6 protein-coding genes and 1 tRNA gene are annotated in these 6032 nt (G+C 69.8%); 6 read left to right on the top strand and 1 reads right to left on the bottom strand.

The features are described from left to right. Window positions 1–253: 253 nt before the first annotated feature. The 3 genes from AB0333_RS08970 (at window position 254) to AB0333_RS08960 (ending at window position 3185) form a co-directional block, all read left to right on the top strand. Window positions 254–955: an ISAs1 family transposase gene (locus tag AB0333_RS08970; RefSeq protein ID WP_366218336.1), complete on the top strand. Its 702-nt coding sequence runs from the start codon at window positions 254–256 to the stop codon at window positions 953–955. 89 nt (window positions 956–1044) lie between these two features. Continuing rightward, window positions 1045–1121: transfer RNA gene (locus tag AB0333_RS08965), tRNA-Val, on the top strand. A 135-nt stretch (window positions 1122–1256) separates the two neighbouring features. Then, window positions 1257–3185: a threonine/serine exporter family protein gene (locus AB0333_RS08960; RefSeq protein WP_366218335.1), complete on the top strand. Its 1929-nt coding sequence runs from the start codon at window positions 1257–1259 to the stop codon at window positions 3183–3185. A gap of 9 nt (window positions 3186–3194) precedes the next feature. Here AB0333_RS08960 and AB0333_RS08955 read toward each other — a convergent pair whose 3' ends face one another. Continuing rightward, complete coding sequence (locus tag AB0333_RS08955) at window positions 3195–3884, bottom strand: uracil-DNA glycosylase (RefSeq protein ID WP_366218334.1); 690 nt, start codon at window positions 3882–3884, stop codon at window positions 3195–3197. A 123-nt stretch (window positions 3885–4007) separates the two neighbouring features. On the opposite strand from AB0333_RS08955, the gene AB0333_RS08950 reads away from it, so the two are divergent. From AB0333_RS08950 to AB0333_RS08940, 3 genes are all read left to right on the top strand, one after another. Further along, entirely contained in the window at window positions 4008–4325 is a 318-nt protein-coding gene (locus AB0333_RS08950; protein WP_366218333.1) for a DUF3263 domain-containing protein, read from the top strand. Window positions 4326–4421: 96 nt separating this feature from the next. Next, window positions 4422–5120 carry a LytR C-terminal domain-containing protein gene (locus tag AB0333_RS08945; RefSeq protein WP_366218332.1) on the top strand — a complete coding sequence of 233 codons (699 nt, stop codon included), beginning with the start codon at window positions 4422–4424 and terminating at the stop codon, window positions 5118–5120. Beyond that, window positions 5120–6022 (top strand): SDR family NAD(P)-dependent oxidoreductase, encoded by a 903-nt coding sequence (locus tag AB0333_RS08940; protein WP_366218331.1) that lies wholly within the window; start codon window positions 5120–5122, stop codon window positions 6020–6022. The genes AB0333_RS08945 and AB0333_RS08940 overlap by 1 nt, the downstream gene beginning before the upstream one ends. Window positions 6023–6032 lie beyond the last annotated feature (10 nt).

The raw sequence follows: 6032 nt of genomic DNA, 5'->3' as shown, positions 1-6032 counted from the left end.
CAAGTCCTGGGCTCCTGGACGTGGCAACGGACACCATCGGTGGTGACCGTGCACCGGATCATCGCCGCGATCGACCCAGAGGCCTTGGACGCGGCTATCAGCTGCTGGGTTTACCACCGCCTCCACACCAGCTCGGGTCCTGACCACCAGGCAACAACCCTGCCGGCGGTGGCCGTGGACGGCAAGGAAGTCCGGGGCGCCAAACACGGTGGCCGGACCAAGACCATGCTGATGGCCGCCCTCGACCACCAGAGTGGAACCGTGCTGGCCCTTCGAATCCGTGGGCGAGAAGACCAACGAGATCCCTCACCTGCCAGCTCTGCTGGACAAGCTCGACCCCACCGGCAACGGCCTGGACGGCCTCGTGATCACCGCTGATGCCCTGCATACCCTTCCCCAGCAGGCCCACGCCATCACCAGCCGAGGTGGGCACTATCTGTTCACCGTCAAGGCCAACGCCAAGACCCTGCGTAGCCAGATCGCCTCGGCCAACTGGGCGCCCAATCAGCCGCAGTACCGAACCAGTGAGAAGGCCCACGGGCGGACCAGCACCTGGGAAGTCACCACGCTCAACGCCCCGGCCCGGATCGATTTCCCCGCCTCCCGCCAGATCCTCCGGATCCAACGCGGACGAGCCGAACACCACACCAGACAGGACACCGGAGAGATCGTCTACGCCATCACCTCACTACCCCCGGAGACGGCCGACGCGGCAGCCCTGGCAGGGCTGCTGCGTGGACACTGGGGCATCGAGAACCGACTGCACTGGGTCCGGGACACCGCCTACAACGAAGACGCCTCCCAAGTCCGCGCCGGCCACGGCGCCCACGTCATGGCATCCCTACGCAACCTCGCCATCAGCATTCTGCGTTTGGCCGGACACACCAACATCACTGCCGCCCTACGCCACTACGGACGAGACCCCCAACGAGCCACCAAACTCACCGGACTTTGAAAAGACCCTGGCCGTTTTCTGGTTCACCACCTGTTCTGGTAGGCTTTCATAGCTGTTGGCCCCTCGGCAGAGAGCAGGCCCGGCATGATGGATCTTTAGCTCAGTTGGTTAGAGCGTTCGCTTCACACGCGAGAGGTCGCTGGTTCGAGTCCAGTAAGATCCACCACCACCTGAAGGGCCCGGATCGGGCCCTTCAGTCGTTAACAAGCGGTCTCTCACAGGGCAGTACAGTGTTGTCCGGCGCCCGCCGGATCAGGATGCGGTGGCGGCTCGGCAGACCTCGGCAGGGAAGGGAGCGGCGGTGGAGAAGATCCCCGAAACCCGGTCAGGCTATCGGCATGCGCAGGAACCGCCCGCCGATCTCGCCCAGATCCCGATCATCAAGCCCACCCGGCGCTCGCCGGAGGACTACCTCGATGCCACCTCCGGGACCGGTACCGAGACCGATCCGGAGACCGCGCCGGCGCCGACGTCGGCCATCGACTTCGCGCTGGGCCCGGCGGCCGAGGCGGCTGGGCTCCCGACGACGGGTGGGCACGCCACGGCACCGGCCCCGTCGGTCGAGACCGCTGACCCGGTGCGCACGGATTCCGGCACCACCGTGGTGGGTGGGCCGGCCGCCCCGGGCGAGGACGCCGGCGTCGGGCCGGCGGATGCATCCCTGACCGACACCCCGCTGACGGAACCGCCGGCCTCTGACCCGGTGCCGCAGTCCGTGCTGGCGCCTTCTGAGCCGACCACGGGGGAGACCCCGGCGACGGTGCCGATCGGTACTACCGGCACGGTCGGCGTCCCCGAGCGGGAGAAGAAGCCGTCGAAGGGCCGCCTGCGGTTCTCGGGCGGCTCCGCCTTCAAGCGGATGATGTACTCGGAGCCGCTGCCGACCCAGACGCTGTCCATCGTGGACCGGATCGCCACCAGCCCCTATGCGAACCCGTATCTGCGCACCACCCGCAACGCGGATGCCGATGCCCGGACCACCCTGGACTTCGCGCTGAAACTTGGCGAGACCATGTTCCGCTTCGGGGCCGGCGCCCTTGAGGTGGAGACCTCGATCATCGTGGTGACCCAGGCCTTCGGCGTCCACGAGACCGAGGTGGACATCACCAACCAGTCCATCGCCCTGAACTACGCGCCCAGCGGGAAGACCCCGTACTCCCTGCACCGCGTGGTGCGGTCCTGGTCGCAGAACTACGCCGGGCTGGCCCTGCTGCACCGGCTGGTCGCCGCGGTGGCCGCCGGGGAGATGGACCGGGACGAGGCCCAGCAGACCCTGGCTGACATCCGGCACAAGCCCAAACCCTTCCCGGGGTGGCTGACCACCGCGGCCGCCGGCCTGTTCTCCGCCACCTTCGTGGTGTTCATCGGCGGCGGGGTGGTGGGCGCCGGCGTGGCCTTCCTGTCCATGATGCTGATGATGACCGTGGTGGACCTGCTGGGCCGGGCCCGGATCCCGGAGTTCTTCTCCATCATGGCCGGCGGGTTCATCGCCACGATGATCGCGCTGGTGCTGTACACGCTGGACGTGGACCTCGCGCCGTCCCTCGTGGTGGCCGGCGGCATCATGCTGCTGCTGCCCTCGGGGCGATTCGTCTCCGCCGTGCAGGATGCCATCAACGGCTTCCCGGTCACGGCCGCCGGCCGTTTCGTCTCGGCCTTCCTCGTCTTCGCCGCCCTGATCGCCGGGATCGTGGCCGCCACCGTGTTCGCCTCCATGCTCGGGGTACGCGAACTCGATCTGGCCCAGGAACCCTTCGCGGACTACCCGGTGTGGCTGCTGGGCATCCTGGTGTTCGCGGCCGCCACCTGGAACTCCATCTTCGAGCAGTCCGAATGGCGGCTGCTGCTGCCCACCGCGGTGGTGTCCCTGGCCGGTTATGCCGTCTATGTGGGCGCCGAGTTCATCGGCGTGGGGTCCCGGTTGACCCCCGCCATCGCCGCCGTGGCGATCGGCGCCCTGGGTCGCTACGTGGCGCTGCGCATGGGCGCACCCCAGCTCGTGGTCGCCGTCCCCGGCATCCTCTTCCTGCTGCCGGGGCTGACCATCTTCCGCTCCATGTACAAGATCGCGATGGACACGGGGGAGATGATGGAGGGCGTCATCGGGCTCTTCAACGCGGCCGTCGTCATCATGGCCATCGCGGCGGGCGTGGTGCTCGGCGACACCATCGCGCGACCGTTCACCACGGCCTTCCAGGCCAACGAGCGGCGCCGCATCGGCCGTCGCTGACCGTGGTGCTCAGTCGATGCGCCAGTCGACCGGGGTGGCGCCGGCCTGCTGAAGCAGCTCGTTCGTCCGGCTGAAGGGCTTCGACCCGAAGAACCCGCGCCGTGCGGACAGCGGCGAGGGGTGCACGGACTCGACGATGCCCACGGGGCTGGCCGGCGGCGCCCCCTCCTGCAGCACGGGGGCCATCTTCCGGGCATCGGCACCCCAGAGGATCGCCACGAGCGGTGTGCCGCGAGAGGCCAGGGCCTGGACGGCGGCCTGCGTGATGCCCTCCCACCCGAGCCTGCGGTGGCTGGCCGGCTCCCCGGCCGCCACCGTCAGCACGCGGTTGAGCAGCAGGACACCCTGGTCCGCCCACGCGGTCAGGTCCCCGTGGACGGCGGGCGGGACGCCCATATCGCTGGAGAGCTCCCGGTAGATGTTCGCCAGTGAGCGCGGCAGCGGGGACACGCGCCGGTCCACCGCGAAACTCATCCCGATCGGGTGCCCGGGCGTCGGGTACGGGTCCTGCCCCAGGATGAGCACCTTCACCCGCTCGAAGGGCTGCCGGAAGGCGCGCAGCACGTTCTCCGGCGCGGGCAGGACCTGCTCTCCGGCCGCGCGTCGGGCCTGGATGGTCTGCCCGACGGCGGCCAGGGCCTCGCGCTGCGAGGCCAGGGCGCGTTCCCAGCCGGGATCCAAGGGGGCGATGAGGTCCACGTCGGCAGACTACCGGTCCGGCCGGCGTCGTGCGTCCAGGTGTCAGCCAGCAGTGACGGCGACGAATGACACGGCTGTAGTTTGGGCCGGTAGACTGTGGAGTACCCCGTTGGAAGGACCCTCATGACTGCAGCGAACGCCGCCGAACCGGACGGTGCACCGGTCCCGTCCGAGCCTGCCGTGGAGCCCGCCGCGGACGCCTTGTCTGAGCGCGACCGGGACATCCTGGACTTCGAGGACCAGTGGTGGAAGTACGGCGGAGCGAAGGACCAGGCCATCCGAGACCGGTTCTCGCTCTCGGCCACCACGTACTACCAAGTGCTCAACGGTCTGCTGGACCGTCAGGAGGCCCTGGCGCACCAGCCCATGCTCATCAAGAGATTGCGTAGACTACGGACCACGCGCCACCGTGCACGCAGTGCCCGGCGGCAGGAGGCCTGAGCACCGCACCGGCGGTCGGGCCATGTCCATCTCCATGACGTTCCCCGCTCACCCGGGGCTCACGCCGTGGAGCCGAGAATCTGGTGATGGTGGCCAATGACTCAGTACCCGCACGATCAATTCGACGACGTCCCCGTCTACCGGGACCGCAAGGGAACCCACCGGGCCGTCCCGTCCCTGACGACCGGTTCCTCGGGCCTGGCGGGGATCTCCGTCGCGGCCGCCCTGGCCCTGGCCGTGGGAGCCTTCTCCTTCCTGGTCCTGCCCTCGTTGCTGCCCTCCGACCCGGCCAACGCGGGTGCCTCGGCCAGCGCCCCGGCCAGCGCCCCGGCCAGTGTGACGTCGAGTGCGTCGGCCACGGCGGCCCCCGCGGAGTCCGCCGGGCCCGAGTCCAGCCCCACGGGCGAGATGACGTCCGCACCGGCCGAGCCCTCCGACTCCGGGGAGTCGTCCTCCGCCGCGTCTGATCCGGCTGAGTCTGAAACGGCTGAGTCCGAACCGGCTGAGTCCGAAACGGCCGCGGACACCGGGGACACCTCCGCCCCCGTCGAGGTCTACAACGCCTCCTCGGTCGGCGGCCTGGCCGGCCGGGTCTCCGGCACCCTGTCCTCCGGCGGCTTCACCGTGGCCGGCTCCGGGAACTGGCAGGGGTTCCCCGTGTCCGGCTCGGTGGTGTACTACTCGCAGAACGAGACCACTGCCCAGGCTGTGGCCGCTGAGCTGGGCCTTCCGCTGGTCTACGAGGACAGCGTGCCCGGCATCGCCGTGGTGCTCAGTTCCGACTACGCCGGCTAATGCGGCCGTTCAACGCCTTCCGGCGGCAGCCGTCCGCGGACGCTCCCGCTGCCCCGGACCACTTCTCCGTCCGGGGCCGGACGGTGCTCATCACCGGCGCGGCCCTGGGCATGGGGCTGCTCCACGCCCACCGGGCGGCGCAGGACGGTGCCGCCACCGTGGTGCTCTGGGACCGGTCCTCCGAGGGGCTGGACGCCGCCGTCGCCGAGCTGGAGGCCGCCCACCCGGCGACCGCCTTCCGAACGGACACCGTGGACCTCGCGGTCCTGGAGGAGATCACCCGGACGGCGGAGGCCGTCCTCGCCGAGCTCGGCGCTCCGGACCTCCTCATCAACAACGCGGGAGTGGTCACGGGGGCCTACTTCTGGGAGCATGATCCGGCCCGGGACATTCACACCACCCTGGCGGTCAACGCCGAGGCACCCATGCAGGTCACCCGGGCCTTCCTGCCCGCCCTGCTGGAGCGGGGCACGGCGGCCCGGCTCGTGACCATCGCCTCCGCCGCGGGCCTGCTTTCCAATCCGCGGATGAGTGTCTATGCAGCGTCGAAATGGGCTGCCGTCGGCTGGTCCGATTCGCTGCGCCTGGAACTCGAGCAGGCCGGCCACCGGCAGGTCAAGGTCCTCACCGTGTGCCCGTCCTACATCTCCACGGGCATGTTTGCCGGCGCCACGGGGCCGGCCCTCACCCCGATCATGGAGCCCGCGTACGTGGTGGACCGCATCTGGAAGGCACTGGTGCCGGCTCCGGCCTTTCTGATGCTGCCCTCCTCCGTCCGGCTCTCCGCGTTCCTCAAGGGCCTGCTGCCCCCACGCGTCTTCGACGTGGTGGTGGGCCGCGGCCTGGGTGTCTACTCCTCGATGTCCGCGTTCACCGGACGCCAGGGATCGCCGCGGGCCTGAGCCGGGACCG

It is taken from the genome of Citricoccus sp. NPDC079358, from assembly GCF_040702545.1.
GTDB lineage: Bacteria > Actinomycetota > Actinomycetes > Actinomycetales > Micrococcaceae > Citricoccus.
Note: the sequence above shows the minus strand (reverse complement) of the source record. Positions and strands in the feature narration are given on the sequence as shown.